The 19,726-nt window shown below is 64.8% G+C and carries 11 protein-coding genes; 7 read left to right on the top strand and 4 right to left on the bottom strand.

The genetic code is table 11. The features are described 5' to 3' along the window. The 3 genes from ACWDNU_RS39695 to shbA all read right to left on the bottom strand — a co-directional run. A partial coding sequence (locus tag ACWDNU_RS39695; RefSeq protein WP_449672637.1) for an AAA family ATPase occupies window positions 1–1,864 on the bottom strand: 1,864 nt, incomplete at its 3' end. Continuing rightward, the gene (locus tag ACWDNU_RS39690; RefSeq protein ID WP_449672636.1) at window positions 1,861–2,973 is read right to left on the bottom strand and encodes a metallophosphoesterase family protein; all 1,113 of its coding nucleotides are present in this window, start codon (window positions 2,971–2,973) and stop codon (window positions 1,861–1,863) included. The genes ACWDNU_RS39690 and ACWDNU_RS39695, both read right to left, overlap by 4 nt. 25 nt (window positions 2,974–2,998) lie before the next feature. Then, window positions 2,999–3,565 carry an RNA polymerase sigma factor ShbA gene (gene shbA / locus ACWDNU_RS39685; protein ID WP_449672635.1) on the bottom strand — a complete coding sequence of 189 codons (567 nt, stop codon included), beginning with the start codon at window positions 3,563–3,565 and terminating at the stop codon, window positions 2,999–3,001. A 281-nt stretch (window positions 3,566–3,846) separates the two neighbouring features. Between shbA and ACWDNU_RS39680 the strand changes: the two genes are divergently transcribed. The 7 genes from ACWDNU_RS39680 (at window position 3,847) to ACWDNU_RS39650 (ending at window position 16,920) form a co-directional block, all read left to right on the top strand. Further along, entirely contained in the window at window positions 3,847–5,775 is a 1,929-nt protein-coding gene (locus ACWDNU_RS39680) for an N-6 DNA methylase (RefSeq protein WP_449672634.1), read from the top strand. A gap of 67 nt (window positions 5,776–5,842) precedes the next feature. Next, window positions 5,843–7,825 carry a type I restriction-modification system subunit M gene (locus ACWDNU_RS39675; protein WP_449672633.1) on the top strand — a complete coding sequence of 661 codons (1,983 nt, stop codon included), beginning with the start codon at window positions 5,843–5,845 and terminating at the stop codon, window positions 7,823–7,825. Then, complete coding sequence (locus ACWDNU_RS39670) at window positions 7,822–9,141, top strand: restriction endonuclease subunit S (protein ID WP_449672632.1); 1,320 nt, start codon at window positions 7,822–7,824, stop codon at window positions 9,139–9,141. Before ACWDNU_RS39675 ends, ACWDNU_RS39670 begins: the two co-directional genes overlap by 4 nt. Window positions 9,142–9,522: 381 nt before the next feature. Next, window positions 9,523–11,397: a DEAD/DEAH box helicase gene (locus ACWDNU_RS39665; protein WP_449672631.1), complete on the top strand. Its 1,875-nt coding sequence runs from the start codon at window positions 9,523–9,525 to the stop codon at window positions 11,395–11,397. After that, window positions 11,394–12,308: a restriction endonuclease gene (locus ACWDNU_RS39660; RefSeq protein WP_449672630.1), complete on the top strand. Its 915-nt coding sequence runs from the start codon at window positions 11,394–11,396 to the stop codon at window positions 12,306–12,308. The genes ACWDNU_RS39665 and ACWDNU_RS39660 overlap by 4 nt, the downstream gene beginning before the upstream one ends. 20 nt (window positions 12,309–12,328) lie before the next feature. Continuing rightward, window positions 12,329–15,388: a type I restriction endonuclease subunit R gene (locus ACWDNU_RS39655; protein WP_449672629.1), complete on the top strand. Its 3,060-nt coding sequence runs from the start codon at window positions 12,329–12,331 to the stop codon at window positions 15,386–15,388. Between the two features lie 20 nt (window positions 15,389–15,408). After that, window positions 15,409–16,920 (top strand): protein kinase domain-containing protein, encoded by a 1,512-nt coding sequence (locus ACWDNU_RS39650; RefSeq protein WP_449672628.1) that lies wholly within the window; start codon window positions 15,409–15,411, stop codon window positions 16,918–16,920. Between the two features lie 656 nt (window positions 16,921–17,576). On the opposite strand, the gene ACWDNU_RS39645 is transcribed toward ACWDNU_RS39650, so the two are convergent. Next, window positions 17,577–19,544: a TIM-barrel domain-containing protein gene (locus tag ACWDNU_RS39645; RefSeq protein ID WP_449672627.1), complete on the bottom strand. Its 1,968-nt coding sequence runs from the start codon at window positions 19,542–19,544 to the stop codon at window positions 17,577–17,579. Window positions 19,545–19,726: the final 182 nt, after the last annotated feature.

Below are 19,726 nucleotides of genomic sequence, written 5' to 3'. Positions count from 1 at the left end.
CGGCACGTGCCGTTGCCAGCTGTTCGCGCATCAGCTGCAGCTGTTCCTGCGCGGAAACGGACTGCGTCCGCAGCGCGATGGCACTGTTGCTGGCTTCTGTTCCGGCTGCGAGAAGTTCGTTGTGGCAGGTCGCCGCATCGAAGGCCTTCCGGCGAGCGGACTCGGTCTGTTTGCGGGCGTCGAGTTCGGCCGCCACGGCCGTGACGAGATCGGCCGGCCTCTCGGCGGCGGCGGTATAGCTGCTGATGCGGGCGGAAAGGCGGACCTGGTCGCTGCGGATGTCGTCGAGCAACCGGTTGTCCAGTACCAGTTTCAACGCCTGTTCGGCCGTGAGCCGGTCGCTTTCCACGGCACGGCGCTTGGCCATTGCACTGCGCGCTTCGACGATCCCCTCGACAGCCGCATCGGAACAGCAGCGCCGAAATTCGGCCTCGGCTTTGTCGGCTGCGAGTTTGAGGTCCTGACCATTTCCCAGCCCCACGCGGAGTACTGCTTGCCTGGGGAAGATGAGCTCGAGCGTGTCGGTGATTGATTCGGACCGCACCTGGCCGGCTTCGACCGTAGCCTGCTCCCCGTTCAGGGAGACGTCGAGCCGCGAGAGTGCTTCGATTTCCAGCGTCGGGGCACCAGCTTCGAGGACCGCGCGTGCTTCCCGCCATGCGGCGTATGCGGCTTCGAGGACCTCGAAGCCGGGCTGGTCCAGGGCGCAGACAGCCAGGAAGGCTTCCGCGGAGTTCCGCTGCCTGATCGCCTCCTCGGCTCGTGATACACGCCGCACGAGGTCGTCGAATTCCGCTTTGTCGCGGAGATACCGGACATGGTCGGCGGCTCGACGTTCCTCACCTTCGGCTTGCTCCGCTTCCTGGGCGGCGGCGTTCACCGCGGACTCGGCGGCTCGGGTCTGCGCCTTCGCCGCATCCGCGGTGGCCTGCGCCTGCTCGGCTTCTTCACCGATCTTCGCAGCCATACGTTCTTGAGCAGCCACGGCAGACACGAGTTCGCGCCGCGTGGTTACGGCAGCTTCGGCTGCGTCGGTTTCCGCTGACACGACAGTGTGCCGGCTGGACAACGTTTCGACGAGGGCTCGCCGCTCGTCCAGTGCACGCTGGCGTTCGACCCACTTTCCCAGTTCTTCCTGCTGTTCAACCAACTCGGCAGCGAGGCCAGTCAGCTCGCGGGTCAGTTCGGCATGCCGTTCCACGTCCCGCTCGACTTCGCGCAGGGACTCTTCTTCGGCTGCAGCCGCTCGCCTGGTCTCGTCGCGTTGCTCAGCGGCGGCTTTCAACTCGGCCCTCGCCTTGCCTCCCGGCGTGTAGTACTGCAGATACTCCCGTTCGACCCGCTCGAAGAGCGAGGACTCGCTGCCGGTCTCCCGTGCGCCGCTGGCCGCCGCGTCCAGCGCGCGCACCAGAGCGTCGTTGCCGCCCAGCGCGCTCTGGCTGATCGGCTCGTTCTGCGCGACCCGCATTGCGGCCCACAAGGCGTCATCGAGCGTTTCCTTGACCATCTGCTGCACCCGGTCGTGAGCCTCCCTTCCGACCAGATCGGCGGGCGCGGGCTCGATCATGCGCAACGTGGTTCGAGGGTGTTTGCACCAGCGCTTGCCGAAAACGAACCGGTACTCGCCGGTGGTGATCTCGGCTTCGACTTCCGGTCCGGCATCGACGTTTCTCGGCCGGACGGCGAGCACCTGGCTGCTTTTGGACGCATCCGGGTGCTTGAGCAGCAGGTCGATTGCCTCGATCATGCTGGACTTGCCCGCTTCGTTCACGCCTTCGACGACGGTGACCCCGGACTCGGCGAACTCGACCCGGCGGTCTGCGACGCCGCGGAAGTTCCGCAAGTGGACGTAGTGGATCTTCATGCTTCGCTCCTGACGAATCGGTAGAGCAGGCTGAGTGCGTCTTGTGCGGCGGGATTCCCGGCGGCCGCGCCGACGAGCTCGGTCATGGCGGTCGCCGCGAATCCCGTCAGGCCGAGTTCCGTGAAGTCCTGGTCGCTGGCTAGCACGGCAAGATCGGAGCGTCGCCCGGGAACCTCGAGCGACGCGAAGACCTCTCGGTGCTTCTCGATCAGGTCCTCGAGCTGTGCGTGCGCGCCGACGCTGAGGGTCCCGACCAGCCCGAGCTTCAGGATCGTGCGGTCCTTGTCCGGAAAACCGGCCAGCCAGCGGCCGAACTCCTCGACGTCGGCCGCGGTGTTGAGATGCCGTTCTGCCGCGAGGAAGGACCACGTGCCGGTCCGGTGGCTCGTGACCTTGGCGTCGAGGTCGAGGTCGACGACGAGGACGTTGCCCGGATCCGTCTCGGTGAAATCGGTCGGCTCGGGCGCGCCGGAGTACCAGATCGGCAGGCCGTCGATCTGCGTTGCGGAGTGGCGGTCGCCGAGCGCGACGTAGTGAATCCGCCCGTCCGACAACGCCTCGGCCAATGGTCCGACGCGGATCGTCGCCGGATTTCCCGGGTCCGGGCTGAGGGAATCGACTGCGCCGTGCCCGACGAGGATCCGTCGGACGCCGGGCCGTGCCGTCAGCGTCGCGCACTGGTCGCCGGGAAGGTCCGAGAGCGGATGCTTGACCTTCAACGGCGCCGCGACCAGCTCGAGTCCCGGCGCGACCTCGTGGACGCCGGGCTCCGCCAGGACGTGCACGTTCGGCGGGCAGCCGCGGGTGAACGTCGCCGAGCGGTACACGGACCCGGCGTCGATCGTGTCATGGTTGCCCGGCAGCAGATAGACCGGGACCGGAATCGACCGCATCGCCTCGAGCGCGCGTCCGACGACCTGTGGGCTGAGCAGGTTTGCGTCGAAGACGTCGCCGCAGACGACGACGAACGCGCACTCCTGCTCGGCGGCGATCTTCCCGATCTCCCGAATGGCCGCGAGGCGGGCGTCGGAGAACCGGGCTTGTGCTTCGGAGGAAAGGAAATGCCGGGTCATGCCGAGCTGCCAGTCGGCGGTGTGCAAGAAACGCATGGTTGCCTCCATGAGGTTGGTGGGGTCAGCGCCGGGCGGAAAGCCGGCGGCGGAGCTTGGCGAGGGCACGGTGCTGCGCGACCCGCACGGCACCGGGCGTTGAGGACAGGAGTTCCGCGACCTGCTCGGAGGTCATTTCGCCGATCACGCGGTGGACGAGGATTTCCTGGTGCGCGTCCGGCAGAGTGCTGAGCAGTTCCTGCGTCATGTGCCGCAGTTCTGCTTGCAGCACCGCCTGTTCCGGGCTGTCGCCGTCGTCCGTCAGTTCGGGGATTTCCGCGAGTGCAGTGGAGCGGTCGCGTCGCCGCTTCCGGTGGAAATCAGCGACCTTGTGGGCCGCAATGCCGAAGGCGAAGGCGAGGAAGGTGCCGCCGGTTTCGCGGTAGGAGGGGAGCGCCGTGAACACTGCGAGCAGTACGTCCTGTGCGACGTCGTCGGCTGAGGCGTAGCCCTGACGTGCCGAGTTGATCCGAGCCCGGCAGTAGCGGACGACCTTCGGCTGGATCGCAGCCAGCAGCGTGGCGATCGCTTCTTGATCGCCTGCGCCCGCGGCTTTGGCGACCGGTCCCAGGTCGGTGGTGGGTTCTGTCATCACGAGCATGTCGTCAGCGCTCGCTCGTTTCGCGGACAGCTGCCGACTTAGTGCCGAGCAGGTTTGCGGGGAACACGTCGCGGGGCGAGAAACACATGGCTTACCTCCTTGGTTCTGCGCGTTGGCCAGGGCTGCGCCGCGGCGGTTCAAAAGCCTCTTTGGCAGCGCCGTGAAGCACTGCGGTTGGCGACAGAGTCAATGAGAGCATCGCCTGTGAACGATGTCAACAGTCGCCAGTGGGGTGTGGTAGGTTCACTGGCAAGTCGACTGAGGAGGGATGCATGGCTGACGAGTCCGAGGTGACGGCGTCCGAGATCGCCCGGCTCGCCGGTGTGGGCCGCGCCGCGGTGAGCAACTGGCGGAAGCGGTTCACCGACTTCCCCCAGCCAATCGACGGGACGGACACCAGTCCGCGCTTCCGGTCGGCGGAGATCCTTGCTTGGCTCGAGTACCAGGGAAAACTTGGCGCTGAATCGGCCCGCGAGCTGGTCTGGCAGCGGCTTGCCGCCTCCGGCTCCGATTCGGTCGTAGACCGAGTCGCGGCCGCGGGCGAGTACCTGGCGGGCCGGCAGCCGGCCACGGAATTGGGCAAACGCACCCGGGAAGCGTTGGACGCGCTCGCCGCCGACGGGGGAGCGGAGTCCGCGTTCGACGAGCTGTGCGGACGGTTCGTTGCCGCCAACTGGCGAACGATGGCAGTGACCACGCCGGAACTTGCCGAGTTCATGGTCGGTCTGGCCGCTCCGCTCGGCGGCTCGATGTTCGACCCCGCGTGCGGCCTGGGCTCGGTGTTACGGGCTGCGGCGCAAGCGAAATCCGGCATCGCGGTCTTGGGGCAGGAGTTCGACGCGCCGCTCGCGCGCCTTGCCGCTGTGCGGCTCGCATTCAGCGGCGCAGACTCCACGATTGAAACCGGCGACTCGCTCCGTCGCGACGCCTTCCCCGAGCTGCGCGCTGACGCGGTGGTCTGCAACCCTCCTTTCAACGACCGCAACTGGGGTGCGGAGGAACTGGCCTACGACCAACGCTGGGCCTTCGGGCTCCCTCCGAAAGGCGAATCGGAGTTGGCCTGGGTGCAGCACTGTCTCGCCCATCTGCGCCCCGGCGGGCGGGCCGTGCTGTTGATGCCGCCTGCCACCGCGTCACGGCGGTCGGGCCGGCCCATTCGTGCCGAGCTCCTCCGTCGAGGTGCGGTGCGGGCGGTCATCCAGCTTCCAGCGGGCGCGGCGCCACCGCTGGGACTATCGCTGCAGCTGTGGGTCCTGGAGCAGCCTGCAGAGCAGATGCCGGACGCTCGCGTGCTGTTCGTCGACGGTACGGCTGGACTGGCTCAGCGCATCGACGAGGTCGGTTGGCCGGCTCTGCGGGAACGGGTAGATCCGGTCTGGGCGAGCTTCGTGGCCGACTCTGGAACGGTCGCTGAGGAGTCGGGCCGACACACGGTGCGGTCGGTGATCGATCTTCTTGACGACGAGGTCGATCTGACCCCCGCGCGATACCTGCGCGCGGCCGCGGAGCTGGATGTCACGGCTTTGCGCACCACTCAGCGTTCGTTTGCCCAGCTTCTCGCTGAGCTTGCCGAGCTTCTGCCGGACGTGCAGCCGGCGATTGCGGACACCAGTCCGAAGGCCACAGTTTCGATCGGCGAGCTGCAACGCTCCGGGGCGGTGAGCCTCCGGCAGCAGACGGCGCGTGTGGAGGTGCAGTCCGGCGGTGAGGGGCTGCCTGTCTACACCGCGCGCGACATCATTTCGGGTGAACCGCCCGTCGGTCGTATCGCAGCTGATGCGGAGTGCATCTCCGTTCTCCCCGGTGACGTCCTTGTGCCGACGGTCTTGACGAGTGCGGCCGCTGTGGTCGTCGCCGAGGCGGGCGCTGCCCTGGGGCCGCACGTGCAGCTATTGCGGCCGGACCCAGGTCAGATCGACCCGTGGTTTCTCGCCGGTTTTCTCCGCAGCCGAGGCTCGCTGCGGTTCGCGTCGACGATGTCCGGCACGCGCCGCATCGATGTCCGCCGGGTCGAAGTACCTCGCGTACCTATCGCTGAACAGCGAAAATATGCTGCCGCATTCGAGCTGCTCGCCCGCTTCGACGGGACCCTGGCCCAGGCCTCGAAGCTGGGCCGCGAGCTGGCGCAATCCTTGACCGACGGCCTCGCAGCCGGCGCACTGACCCCGGCCGAGCGCCCGGACCGGAAACCTGCAACATGATGACGATGCGCGACGACAGGTATACAGACATGTCCATGACGACGAGCACCACCCCGAGGGGACGTAAGTGAGCAGCAAACACACCGAGCTGGCCGGATTCATCTGGTCGGTGGCCGACTTGTTGCGCGGCGACTACAAGCAGTCCGAGTACGGGAAGGTGATCCTGCCGTTCACTGTCCTGCGTCGATTGGACTGCGTACTCGCCCCGGCTCGCGAGGCTGTCCTGGCTGAGCAGGAGAAGCTGAAGCAGCAGGGCATCCAGAACATGGACGGCATGTTGAAGCGAGCCGCGGGCGGCCTGAGCTTCGTCAACACCAGCAAGCTCGACTTCGCGGCTTCCGTGCGCGACCAGGACAACGTCGCGAAGAACCTCCGCTCGTATATCCGCGGGTTTACCGCTAACGCGCAAGAGATCTTCGACTCCTACGAGTTCGACGTCCAGCTCGCGCGGCTCGACAACGCCGACCTCATTTACCAGGTCGCCAGCAAGTTCGCGGAGATCGACCTGAGCCCGGACGTGGTGGACAACCATCAGATGGGTTACCTGTTCGAAGAACTCATCCGTCGGTTCTCGGAAATCTCGAACGAGACGGCTGGCGAGCACTTCACCCCGCGCGAGGTCATCAAACTGATGGTGAACTTGCTCCTCGCGCCGGACACCGGCGATCTCGTCACGCCCGGCGTGGTCAAGACGGTGCTCGACCCGGCTTGCGGTACCGGCGGCATGCTTACTGCGGCAGAGGAGTTCATCCTCGACCACAACCCGGACGCCACCGTAAAGGTCTATGGCCAGGAGCTCAACGCCGAGTCCTACGCGATTTGCCGCTCCGACATGATGATCAAGGGCGAGGACGCGGACAACATCAAGTTCGGCAACTCCTTCAGCCACGACAAGCACACCGGTCGGCGGTTCAATTATCTGCTCGCGAACCCGCCGTTCGGGGTGGAGTGGAAGAAGGTCAAGGACGACGTCGAGAAGGAAGCCAAGATCGGCTTCGCCGGCCGGTTCGGTGCCGGCCTGCCGCGGATCAATGACGGTTCGCTGTTGTTCCTGCAGCACATGATCCACCACATGAAGCGGCCAGACGAGGGCGGCAGCCGGCTTGCAATCGTCTTCAACGGCAGCCCGTTGTTCACTGGTGCCGCTGGTTCCGGCGAGTCGGAGATCCGGCGGTGGGTCCTCGAGAACGATCTTCTCGAGGCGATCGTCGCGTTGCCGGATCAGCTGTTCTACAACACCGGGATTTCGACGTACTTCTGGATTCTCAGCAACCGCAAGGACGCGGCGCACAAGGGCAAGGTGATCCTGCTCGACGCCCGCGAGTACTGGTCCAAGATGCGGAAGTCGCTGGGTGACAAGCGAAAGTTTGTGCCGGACGACAAGATCGCTGAGCTGACTTCTCTGTATGGAGAGGCGCTCGTGGCGGCTGAGGATTCGGCACATCCGTTGCATGGCAAGGTGAAGGTCTTCCAGACCACGGACTTCGGCTACCAGCGCATCACCGTCGAACGGCCGTTGAAGCTGCGTTTCGAGGTGACCGAGGATGCGCTGGCGGAGCTGGAAGTGGCCAAGCCGCTCGCCAAGTATGAGGGTCGGGCTGCGTTGCTTGCCGACTTGCGGACGTTGGTCGGCCAGCCTGTTGTGTGGAGGAAGCAGGACTTCACGAAGCTGTTGTCGGAGGCTCTTTCCGGTGGTCTTTCGGCGTTGCCGGCTCCGGTAAAGAAAGCGGTGTGGGCGGCGGTTTCGGTGTCGGATCCTGAGGGTGAGGTGCAGCTCGACAAGCACGGCTCGCCGTTGCCTGACCCGGATCTGCGGGACAATGAGAACGTGCCGTTGTTGGAAGACATTCACGAGTATCTGGTACGGGAAGTCCTTCCGCATGTGCCGGACGCGTGGATCGACGAGAGCAAGACAAAGGTAGCGTATGAGATCCCGTTCACTCGATATTTCTATGTGTATAGGCCGCCGCGACCGCTTGCGGACATTAACGCCGAGTTGAGGGAGGTGGAGGCCGAAATCCAGCGTCTCCTGAGCGAGGTGACAGAGTGATCCATGTCAAGGAAAGTGGTCTTGGGTGGACGCCGTCGATCCCAGCCCATTGGCGAGTTGTGCCTCTTCGCTACTTTGCGAAGGTTGGAACAGGTCATACGCCTGATCGCAACAATTCCGACTACTGGACGAATTGCGACATTCCATGGGTTACTACGCCAGACGTTACAAAGCGGCCTGAAGCTCTTACTCCTCTTTTGGATACCGAGCAGAAGATTAGTGCTCTAGGCATGGCTCACAGCGCAGCTGAGCTCCATCCAGCTAATACGGTTATGTTGTCTCGAACTGCATCGGTCGGGTACAGCGTGTTGATCGGTAAGCCGATGGCGACAACCCAGGCCTTCGTGACCTGGAGCCCTGGGTCAAGTTTGGATTCACGTTATCTTCTGCTTGTTCTCCGTGCAATGCATCAGGAATGGGATCGCCTGGCTTATGGCTCGACTCATCGAACTATCTACATGCCTGACCTGGAGTCGCTCAGGATCCCTTTGCCTCCGTTGGAAGAGCAGCGGCGCATCGCCGACTTCCTCGACGCAGAGACAGGTCGCATGCGAGAAGTCGAAGGCGTCCTTCGGCGGACGCATGTCGTTCTCAACGAGAGAGCGTCGGCGATCCTTGATTCCACGGTTGCCGGGCGATTAGTCTCAGGCTCGAGAGTTTGCCACCCAATGTATGGTGATTTTCCCGAATCTTGGGACTTCGCACCCTTGCGAAAGTTGGTCCCGCGCGTTGGGGTTGGAGTAGTGGTAGATCCGTCATCTTACTTCTCCGAGGAGGGGGTTCCGTTTCTTCACGGATCGAACGTGAGAGAGTTTTCGATCGATCTAGATGGAGTGAAGCGAATTTCTGAATCGAACAGTCGGAGACTGTGGCGTTCCCGGCTGGAAACGGGCGATGTCGTTGTAGTTCGTGCTGGTTACCCTGGTCGGGCTGCCGTCGTTCCAGGGCAACTTGATGGAGCGAACTGTGCATCGATACTCATAGTCAAAAAAGGTAATCGTCTTCTCCCTGGGTTTCTTGCAGCAGTATTGAATAGTCCCCTCGGGAAAGCTCAAGTTGATCAGGTTCGATATGGGGCTGCACAAGAGCAAATCAACGTAGGTCATATCGTTGAGTTCTTGATACCGACTCCCTCGATGGATGAGCAGCAGAAGTTGGTAAAATGGATGGACCTCAAAATATCTGAGGTCGACAAAATTCGGCAAGTAATTAATCGGCAGATCGACCTTCTTGCCGAGCGGCGTCAGGCGTTGATCACCGCAGCCGTCACCGGTCAGCTGGACGTAACAACAGCTCGTTGCGGCGTCAGGGCGTAACACCATGGCCGCGGAGGGGGAGACGCGATGACCGGCGGATACCCGTCACCACCGCAACCCGGCGCACCGTCCAGCCGGGCCAAACCGGCGGACCAGGCACGGCAGCTCATCGCGACGCTGGCCGACCTGGTCCACCGCGGCGGGCAACTGCTGCAACTCCCGGAAGCCCTACGGGCGAGCGCACGCCAGCAAACCGACATGCTCGCCAACGAGCAGCTGCTCAACCTGCTGCGCAAACGCCCGGTCGCCGACCTCCGTGACCTGATGAGCCGAGGCACCCGGCTGGGGAGCCTGGAGGCCGGCGGTTACCGAACCGTCGCGGACGTTCTCCAGGCGCACCCCGCGCAATTGGAGCGGGTTCCCGGCGTCGGCAGTCACACTGTGCAAGAAGTCGTTGCCGCCGCAGGAAAACTCGCCGACCAACTCCGTAAGGAGTCCCGCGTCCGGCTTGATCCCCGAGCCAAACCCATCGGCCACGCCCAGCTGCTGGCTACGTTGGCCGCAGCGCGGCACGCAGACAGTGCGGCATCGGCGCTGCGCAGCCCGATCGCGCAGCTTCAGCAACAGACGACGCCGCTGCTGGCGCAAGCCGAACGCGCCACCAGCGCATGGCGGATGACGTTCGCAGGGCGGCAGAAGAAGGAGGCCGCCCGGGCAGCGCTCGTGCAGCTGCAGGCGATCATGGCCGACCCAGCCATCGTCGCGTTGCGGCACACGGTCTACAGCGCCGAACAAGCCACCGAACCACGCAACTACCATCCCGATCAGCTCTGGCGGGACTACGAAGTCGACGCCGCGGCATTCAACGCGCTGCTGTCGACAGTCGGCGGTGCCGGGCAAGTCGACGACCGCGAGGCGGCTGAAGGCTTCATCGGGCCGGAACTTCGCCAGAAGATCTCCGCCGAGCCGCTCGACACCAGCCTGCTCAACACGACTCTCCGGGAGTACCAGGCGTTCGGCGCGAAGTACGCTATTCACCAGCAGCGCTCGATCCTGGGCGACGAGATGGGCCTCGGCAAGACGGTCGAGGCGCTGGCCGTGTTCGCGCACATGGCTGCCAAGGGGCAGCATCGCTTCATGGTGATCTGCCCCGCGAGCGTGCAGATCAACTGGATGAAGGAGATCGAGCGGCACATCGACCTGGCCTCGTATCTGGTGCACGGCCGCGATCGGGAGTTCAACGGGAAGGAATGGCTTCGTCGGGGCGGGGTGGCAGTCACGACGTTCGGCACGGTCAGCACGTTGGAGTTCCTCAAAGACGCCGACATCGCGATGTTGGTCGTCGATGAAGCCCATTACGTCAAGAACCCCGACGCAAAGCGTTCCCAGGCGGTCGCGAAGGTGCTGAAGCGTGCTCAGCGCGCCTTGTTCCTCACCGGTACCCCGATGGAGAACCGAGTGGAGGAGTTTCGCAATCTTGTCGGCTACCTCCAGCCGCGAGTTGCCAGTCGGGTCAGTACCGCGGACGCCGTCGTGGGGGCGAAGGCGTTCCGCCGCGCGGTCGCGCCTGTATACCTGCGACGCAACCAGGAAGACGTGCTGACCGAGCTTCCGGACAAGATCGAAGTCGAGGACTGGGTACAGCTCACCCGTCAGGATGAGGTCGCTTACCGAGACGCGGTGCAAGAGCGGAACCTCATGCACATGCGTCGCGCGGCCTTCGAATCTTCGGATTCGGCGAAGCTGGAGCGCATTCGGGAGATCGTCGAGGAGGCCGTCGCGGACGGGCGCAAGGTGATTGTCTTCTCGTATTTTCTTGACGTTTTGGGCACGATCCACCGCGCGCTGGGGGAGTCGGCGATGGGGCCGCTGACCGGATCGGTGCCGGCTCCGGTGCGGCAGCACATGGTCGAGGCCCTCACTCGGCATGCGGGTGGCGCAGTGCTGCTGGCGCAGATCGAGGCCGGCGGGGTCGGGCTGAACGTCCAGGCTGCTTCTGTCGTGGTGATCACCGAGCCGCAGTGGAAGCCGAGCATCGAGGAACAGGCGATCGCCCGCGCTTACCGGATGGGCCAGATCCACACCGTGCAGGTTCACCGGGTGCTGGCAAAGGGCAGCGTCGACGAAAGGATTCGCGAGATCCAGGAGAACAAGAGGTTGCTGTTCGACGAGTTCGCCCGCAAAAGCGATGCGAAGGGATTCGACGCTCGATCGACCGACACCGGGTTGCATCGACCGGCAGTGCTGGACGACGAGTCCGTGCCGACGGAGCGTCGCGTGGTCTTGGCCGAACAACATCGCTTGGGGTTGCTGTGACAGTTCCGGAATTCCAGACATTCATGGTGCCAGTGCTGACGATTCTGTCGGACGGACAGGTACGGCACTGGCGTGAGGTCGAGGTGCCCGCTGCCGAGAAACTGGGGTTGACCGCCGAGGATTTCCGCGATGCCTTCCCGAGCGGCAAGACGCGGATCAACGACCGGGTCCAGTGGGCGATCACGCACCTCTGCCAGGCAGGCCTGCTCGCCCGGCCGAGCCGAGGGCACGTCAGCATCACCGCGCGCGGCCGCGAAACGCTCGCAGAACACTCCGATCGGATCGACGGCAAAGTGCTGTCGCAGTTCGCTGAGTACCGAGATTTCCTGAACCGGACGAAGGCCGGTTCAGGACCGGCGGCAAGCACGTCAGCATCGGGAAGCCCCGCGGAGACTCCGCACGACGCGATCGCGGAAGCCGCACGGGAAAGCAACGAAGCGCTTGCTGCGGAAGTGCTTCAGCGGGTGCTGGACCAACCGCCAGTGTTTTTGGAGCGGCTGGTTCTGCGCCTGCTTAACGCAATGGGATACGGCGGTCGTGCCGGAGCGATCGAGCGCTGGGGGAAGAGCGGCGACGGAGGGATCGACGGCGTGGTGCGGCAGGATGCGCTTGGCCTGGATCAGGTCTACGTGCAGGCGAAGCGCTACGCGCCAGAACGCGCCGTCGGCCGGCCCGGCATCCAAGCGTTCGTCGGTGCCCTGCACGGTCAACAAGCAGACCGCGGCGTATTCATCACGACGAGCCGATTCAGCGTTGACGCTCGTGACTACGTGGAACGCATTCCGGACCGGATCGTCTTGATCGACGGTCATCGGCTGGCGGAATTGATGATTCTGCACAACGTCGGAGTGCAGGACGAGACTACGGTCGTCCTCAAGCGCATCGACGAAGACTTCTTCGACGAGAACTGACTCAGGCGGAAGGGGAGACGATGAGCGTATACAAAGAGGTCGCCTTCGAGGATGCGATCGAGCGATCGCTGATCGACCGGGGCTGGGAGCGCGGCCAGTCTGACGACTACATCCCAGAGCTCGGATTCTGCCCGGGCCACTTGTTCACCTTCATCGGGCGGACTCAATCGGACAAGTGGGAGCAACTGGTCGAGTTCGACGGCGGCCGGGACGAGGCGCAGGCCCGGTTCGAGAAACACTTGGCCCGCGAGATCGACTCGCGCGGCGTGCTCGACGTACTGCGGCACGGGGTCAAAGACCGCGGCATCTTGATTCGGCTCGCCTACTTTCGCCCGGCGCACACTCTCGCCGATGACGCGTTGGACCAGTACAACGGCAACGTCCTGACGGTGATCCGCCAGCTTTACTACTCCAGCAGCACGCCTGACAAATCGCTCGACCTGGCGCTGTTCGTCAACGGCATCCCGGTTGCGACAGCGGAATTGAAGAACCCGCTGACCCGGCAGAACGTCGAGCATGCCAAGGCGCAGTACCGTCGCGACCGGGACCCGAAGGAGCTTTTGTTCGCGCGGCGAGCCCTGGTGCACTTCGCCGTCGATCCCGATCTGGTCTTCGTCACGACGAAGCTCGCGGGGGAGAAGACCCGTTTCCTGCCGTTCAACACCGGTTCCGAAGGCCCGGGGGCGACCGGCGGCGCGGGGAACCCGCCGGCGAAACCGGGCAGCTACCGCACCTCCTACCTGTGGGAACAGGTCTGGGAGCGGGAGGCGTGGCTCGACATCATCCGCAGGTTCATGCACGTCGAGAAGACGAAGAAGGCATCGAACGGGGCCGGCCGGAAGAACCCGAACGATCTGCCGATGATCTTTCCGCGGTTCCATCAATGGCATGCGGTGCGCAGTCTGACCGGCCACGTCGCGGCGCACGGGTCCGGGCACAACTACCTCGTCCAGCATTCCGCAGGCTCGGGGAAATCGAACACGATCGCCTGGCTCACGCACCGGCTTTCGAACCTGCACAGCGAGGCCAACGAACCGGTCTTCGACAAGGTCATCGTGATCACGGACCGCTCGGTGCTGGACCGGCAGTTGCAAGACACGATCTACCAGTTCGAGCATCGTTCGGGCGTGGTAACCAAGATCAGCGACAAGTCGGAAGGATCGAAGTCCCAGCAGGTTTCCGATGCGCTCGCGGGCGAGACAACGAAAATTCTGATCGTCACGCTCCAGACTTTCCCGCACGTACTCGAAAAAGTAAGCGGCCTGCGCGGCAAGAAGTTCGCCATCGTCGTCGACGAGGCCCACTCGTCGCAGTCCGGCGAGTCGTCGACCGCGCTGAAGAAGGTTCTGCTCAGGCTGGGCAGCGACGACGTCGACGAGGACGGCGACCCGTTGACTGCGTCCGCGCTCGCCCGCGGTCGCCACGAGACGCTGTCGTACTTTGCGTTCACCGCGACGCCTAAACCGAAGACGCTCGAATTGTTCGGAACCCTGAATCCTGTGACCGAGAAGCACGAGGCCTTTCACGTCTACTCGATGCGGCAGGCCATCGACGAAGGGTTCATCCTCGACGTCCTGCGGAACTATCTGACCTACAAGACCTACTGGCGGCTGGCGAATGCCAACCCGGACGACCGTGAGGTCGACGAGCGCAAGGCCAGCGCCCAGCTCGCCCGGTTCGCGGTGCTCAGCCCGGCCAGTCTCGAACAACGCGCCGAGATCATCGTCGAGCACTTCCACCGCATGGTCGCGTCTCGGCTCGAAGGCCGGGCCAAGGCGATGGTCGTGACCCGCTCCCGTGAACACGCCGTGAAGCTGTTCCGCAAGATCGAGGCGTACATCGAGGTCCGCGGCTACACCGACTGCGGCGCGCTGGTCGCGTTTTCCGGCGAACTCGAGGTCGACAAGAATCCTGAGGACAAAGTCACCGAACCGGGCATCAACGGCTTCAGCGAGGCTGCGCTGCCAGAGAAGTTCGGCTACACGCGGGCAGACGATCCGCACGCGACCGTGAATCCCAAGCCGGAGTACCGGATCCTCGTCGTCGCCGACAAGTACCAGACCGGGTTCGACCAGCCGCTGCTCACCACGATGTACGTGGACAAGAAACTGCAAGGGGTGGCCGCGGTGCAGACGCTGTCCCGGCTCAACCGCACCCATCCATTGAAGAGTCAGGACGACCTGTTCGTTCTCGACCTCGCGAACGAGGCCGAGGACATCAAAAAAGAGTTCAAGCCGTTCTTTGAAAGCACGATCGCTGCGCCCACCGATCCGAACCTGCTGTACGCGGCGCAGCGAGCGGTCATGGACTTCGCCTTGCTCGTCGAGTCCGAAATGGATGCTTTCGCGGTTGCCTATCTCCGGGCTGAGCAAGTCGCCAAAACAGATGCGCAATGGCAGCGGGCCCACGCCGACCTCTATCGCTTCACCGACCCGGCACGGGACCGGTTTGTCCAGCTCAACGCGGACGACCCGGAAACCGCGGAGGAATTCCGCTCCGCGCTTCGCGATTATGTCCGCAAGTACGGGTTCCTGTCTCAGGTCGTGCCTTACACCGACGCGGAACTCGAACGGCTTTACGTTTACGGCCGGCATCTGTTGAACCGGCTGCCTCGCCGGGAAGACCCGGGAGTCGACCTCGGCCAGGTTGACCTGACCCATCTCCGGATCACCAAAACCGGCGACTACGACGTCAGCCTGGAGCCAGAGGGCGCCCAGATGCTGCCCGGTTTCAGCGGCAGCGGCGGCAGCTCGGCGGACGAGCCCGACCGGGTCTCCCTGTCCGAGCTGATCGCCGGCCTCAACGAGAAGTTCGGGGTGAACCTCGGGGACGATGACCTGGTCGGCGGTTCCGCGCGGGACGCGATGGCGGACCCCAAGGTTAAGGCCGCGGCGTTCGCCAACAACGAGGAGGACTTCGGGCACGTCTTCGACAATGTCTTCGAAGACAAGCTCATCGAACGCATCGAGAACGACACCAAGGTGCTGCAGAAGTTCACTGACGACGAGATCTTCAAAACCGACATGACGAAGATCGCGCGCAGGTATGCTTACGAGGCACTCCGGCGAGAGGTCGCGTAGCCGGTCGGCGAGGGGATGTCGTGAGCCAGCAACCGCGAGTCATTGCAGAGCGCTACGAGCTGACGATGCCGATCGGGCGTGGGGGAATGGGCGAAGTCTGGGCCGCCTATGACACCCGCCTCGACCGGACCGTCGCGCTGAAGATCCTCCGCCCGGAGATCTCCGCGGACGACACCTCCGGGAGGGGGCTGATCGCACGGTTTCGCCGGGAAGCGCGGCTCACGGCACGCCTCGAGCATCCGGGAGTGCCCGCAGTGTTTGACGTCGGTGCGCACGAGGGGCAGCTTTTCCTCGTCATGCAGCTGGTGAACGGGCTCGACCTGGCTGACTTCATTGCCACGAAGGGCCCTTGCCCAGTCGAATGGTCGGCTGCTATCGGCGCGCAAATCGCCGCGGTGTTGGCGGCCGCGCACGCTGTTTCTCTCGTGCACCGAGACCTCAAACCGCGCAACATCATGGTGGCAAACGGCGGGACCGTTGTTGTGCTCGATTTCGGCGTCGCCGCGTTGCTCGACCCGGACATCACCCGGGTAACGATGGCAGGCGAGGCAGTCGGCAGTCCGGCGTACTTGGCGCCTGAGCAGCTGACCTCTGCGAACATCAGCCCGCGGAGTGATCTCTACTCCCTCGGCTGTGTGCTGCACGAGCTGATCTCCGGTGAGCCAGTCTTCAACGCGAACACGCCCGCTGCGCTGATGTATGCCCATCTGCAGGAGGCTCCGCGCCCGCTCCGGGAGTGCCGGCCGGACGTGCCGGAGCCGCTTGAACGGCTCGTCCTCGACCTGCTGGCGAAGGACCCGGAGAATCGCCCGGAGAGCGCAGTCGACGTCTACACCGCGTTGCTGCCGTACGTTCCGCGGCCGACCGGGGGGTTGGATCCCGCGGAGCAGTCGGACCCAGCCGACCCGACCCGGCCCTACCGACTTCCGCTGGCTCCCCGCCCAGCGACGCGAAAGACTTCGATCGCAGCTCCTCAGCCGGCTGCGGAGCAGAACTCCGCGGAGGTCCGGGAACGCGCGGCCGAGCTGGCCGAGGCCGGCCGTCTGACCCAGGCAGCAGGGCTGCTCGGCGGCTACCTCCGCGACCACCCGGACGACCGAGGCGTTCGGTTCCAGTACGCCAACACGCTGTTCTTGGGCGGCGACTATCGAACCGCGCTGCCCGTCTACGATCGTCTAGCGGAGGATCTCGCGCGTAGCGCGGGCGGCCCGACCGACAATGCCTTGTATTGTCGGTTCCAGGCCGCGAATTGCCTTGCAGAACTAGGCGAATTGACCGAGGCGCTGCACGGGCTGCGAAGTGTTGTCGCCACCGAAGAAAACCGCGGTGCCGGCGACAGCGCGCTCACGCGGGACACCCGGAAACAGGTCGCTGGCCTTCTTGCTGCGACGGGGGATTACCGAGGAGCTTTGCTCGAGCTCGAAGCCCTGCTCGAACGAGTGGAAGATCAGTTCGGCCCCAGCCACGACGAGGCCGCAGACTTGAGGAACCGGGTTGCGATGCTGCGCCGCGCCAGCGGTGACGAGTCCTGATTCGACGGCAAGCGGCGAGTTCGAACAGTCCCGTCTCGGCGAGTGTCACGATCCCGTTGGCGCGCGGGCGGGTGTCCAGTTCGTCTTCGGCAGCGATCGCTTCGGCGAGGCGTCGGTGGAGCTGAGCCCGGTTACAGGAGTTGCACGACGAGATCGGCCCGGAATTGTTCTATAGTGCGAAAGAGCGGGTTGTCGCTGTGACCATCCGTCCTCTTGCAGGGGTTAATGCGGGTGTCCAGAGGCAAGTTGCACGTTATCTGCCCCGCCTGAACTGCCCGGACAAGTCGAGCTTATCGAGCTGAGAGGACAGGAGGGCTGGCAGATAGCAGGAAACCTGGTACTGCGGTACCTGGATGCAAGCCGGTCGAGTGAGGGCGACTGACGACGTCCTGGTGAACAGGCCCGAGTGCCACCGCATGGCTGGCAGCGGCCTCCGGAACGCCTTCAAACCGGTTGTTCCCTCACCCTCGCGAGGATGAGGGAACGTAGTCTCCAGTACGGCGATTTTCGTTGCCAGGCCGCCGGATTCCCATATTGAAGCGTACTGGGGAACTCGGACAATCCCCTGATCCGCCTGGCGCGGGGTGGCGACCGGAACAGGCGACTTCCACCGCTGCTGCCCGGGCCGGACGTTCGCCCTCCCGGGCAGCAGCGGTTCAGAACTGTGCCGCGAGATCCGTCCAGCCCGGGGCCCCGACCCGGACGAACATCGGCGTCGTATCCAACGGAGCCGCGTAATCGCGCAGCGTCCGGCCACCAAGCTCGACCCGCTTGGTGTGCGGGTCGAACCACAACCCCGACGGCAGCACGATGTCGCGCGATGAACCCGCCGTGATCATCGGGGCCGCCAGCAGGGCGGGGCCGAGCATCCATTCGTCGTCGACGGTGTCGAAGCGGTGGTCGGCGGGGAAATCGAAGTACACCGGCCGCATGATCGGCGTGCCGTCCGCAACCGCCTGCTGTACCTGGGTTTTCAGGTATCCCGCCAGCTTCGCGTGGGTGCGGACCGCGGCGGCGTACAGCTTCGCGGTGTCGGCCGGGTAGGCGACCGGCTTGCCTGTCGTGGTGTCGACGGTCGTCACGGGGGACGTCGAGGCGTACATGAGCGGCATCACCGACGCGGCCTGCGCCCAGCGCACCAGCACTTCGCGCGACGGCGGCGGCATGCTGTTCGAGCCGCCGATCATGTCCGTCTCGACGAACGGGTAGCCGTTGGCCGAGATCGCCGACGCGCGGCGCAGCGACGTGCGCAGGCCGTCCCAGGTGGTGTCCGCGTCGACCGCCCGGATCACGAAGCCGTAGCGCTGGTTTCCCCAGTGCGTGCGGATGCCCGCGCCCTGCTGGTCGAACGCGTCGGTCATGTCCGCGCCGAGCTTCTGGTAGTCCTGCGGGGTCAGCGTCCCGGTGGCGGCGCAGCGGTCGTCGAAGAAGCGGGTGTCGAACTTGAAGCCGTCGACGCCGTAGTCCGCCATCAGCTTCCGCAGGTTGCCGGTGTACCAGTCCCGCGCCTGCGGGTTGCCGAGGTCGATGATGCCCGCGGTGCCGTTCCACCAGGTCACCGTGCACGGCTGGGCCGGATTTCCCTTGGCGCGCACCAGATAGCCGTGGTCGCGGGCGTAGGCGTAGTTCGCCGAGTCCAGGTTGATCCAGAAAGTGGTCCACAGGCCGAACTTCTGGCCCATCGCGTGGACGTCGGCGGCCAGCTTCTTCGGGTCCGGGAACGTCTTCGGGTCGAAGGTCAGGTTGCCGTAGTTGGATTCCCATTTGTCGTCGAGTTGCACGGTGTGCCCGGCGACGCCCGCCGCTTTCAGGTCCCGTGCCCACGAAAGCACCTTGTCCTGGTCGATGTCGCGGTAGTACTGCGCCCAGGAATTCCACAGTGGACTCGCGTACTCGCTGTCGGCCGCGTCGCTCTTGGCCGGCTTGCCGACCTCGCCGACGTAGTCGTCGTACACCGCGCGGCGGCTCGATTCCACGAACACCGTGCTCGAGTATTCCGCGGAGTTCGTGACGGTCAGGTCGGCGCGGCCGCCGGCCAGCGCGACCTTCATCGGCTGCGCGGTGCGGACGAAGAGCCCGACCGATTTCGAGGTGAAGAAGTAGGGCTCCTGCATCATGTAGCTGGCGGGGGAGAACTCCGGTTCGTCCACCGTGCCCGCCGAAAGAGGGTACGGCTGGGCTTTTCCTTCGCTGGTTTCGCCGCCGCCGTACCAGTAGCCGGACGTCGTCAGGTCGAAATGCGTCGCCCGCTGTCCGGCGGCGAGCCCGTCGACCGTCCACTTCAGATCGAACCGGTCCGGGCGCGGGGTGATCCGCAGCGTCACCGCGCGGCCCGCGGTGCTGTCGGCCCGGGCGACGACGGTGGTGCCCTCTCTGGAGACCGACCGCACGCGCGTCGCCACGCCGCCGTCGAAGGTGAACGCGTCGGACGCGGTGCGCAGCAACTGTTCGCCGCCGCGGGAAAGGCTGATGCCTAGGCGGGCGGTGTCGATGCGCAACTGATAGCCGGGGGAGTCGGGACCGCGCGGCACTGAGATCGAAGAGAGCGGTTCCGCCGACGCGGGAGCCGCGACGGAACCGGTGAGGATGAGCCCGGCCGCCGCGTACGCGAGTCGTCGAGGCACTGGAGCCTCCTATTCTGCGTGAATATGCTCAATGTGACGCTCGAACCTGCAGTAGTAAGCACGGCACGCTGAGGCTTTGTCAAGGCCCCTGGCGATCGGAGCGATGTCGGATTCCCTGCTGGATTCGCGGGAGATCGAGGTCCGCGGAACAACAGTGATCGCTTCCTCGCCGAAGAACGAGC

Source organism: Amycolatopsis sp. NPDC003676, from assembly GCF_053587275.1.
This window is presented reverse-complemented; position numbering and strand designations above follow the sequence as displayed.